The following is a 743-nucleotide window of genomic DNA, read 5'->3' on the forward strand; positions in this document are numbered from 1 at the left end:
GGCCGGCGAGGCCGGGCGCGGCTTTGCCGTGGTGGCGGGCGAGGTGAAGGCGCTGGCGCAGCAGACCGCCGGGGCCACCGAGCAGATCGCCGCCCAGGTCGCCAGCATGCAGCGCGGCACCGAGGCGGCGGCGCGCGCCATGGCCGAGATCGCCGAGGCGGTGCTGGGGCTGGACGGCATGGCGGCGCGGGTGGCGGAGGCGGCGGCGCTGCAATCGGCCGCCACCCAGGGCATCGCCGGCGATGTGGCGCATGCCGCGGCGCAGGCGCAGGAGGCCAGCGCCCAGGCCGGCGGCACGCGCCAGCGCCTGGCGGAGATGGGCGAGGCACTGGGCGGGCTGCATGCCGCGGCCAGCGGCCTGTCCGACCGCACCGGGCGGCTGCGCCAGGGGGCCGAGGCCTTCCTGGCCGCCGCCCGCGCCGCCTGATTCTTCTTTCGGTCCAGCCGCGCGGCGGGCGGCCGTTCTGCTCGATCTGGCCGCCCTGCGGGCGGCCTGGGGGTCCCAGTCCGGCCGGGGTGGCGACCGGGCGCGGTCCGCCAGATCAGCCCCCGCTGGGGGATGACGCTCAGCGTGCCGGTGCCGCGCAGCGGATCGAACAGGAACCGCTGCCCCCGATGCCCAGCCAGGGGGGCGGGGCGGCGGCCCAGCCCACCGCCGGTCAGGCAGGGGCCGTCCGCGGGCTGAAAGAGAGCCGCCCTGTCAGCGGCGCGGCAGCCAGGCGGCCAGCGCCCCGGCCAGCGGG

The 743-nt window shown here is 79.5% G+C and carries 1 protein-coding gene; it reads left to right on the forward strand.

All coding sequences use genetic code 11. From position 1 onward, the window contains the following. On the forward strand, nucleotides 1-427 hold a 427-nt coding region (locus HMPREF0731_RS22300; protein ID WP_007006536.1), incomplete at its 5' end, for a methyl-accepting chemotaxis protein. Between the last annotated feature and the right edge of the window lie 316 nt (nucleotides 428-743).

Origin of the sequence: Pseudoroseomonas cervicalis ATCC 49957 (assembly GCF_000164635.1) — a bacterium.
In the GTDB taxonomy this organism is placed as follows: domain Bacteria; phylum Pseudomonadota; class Alphaproteobacteria; order Acetobacterales; family Acetobacteraceae; genus Pseudoroseomonas; species Pseudoroseomonas cervicalis.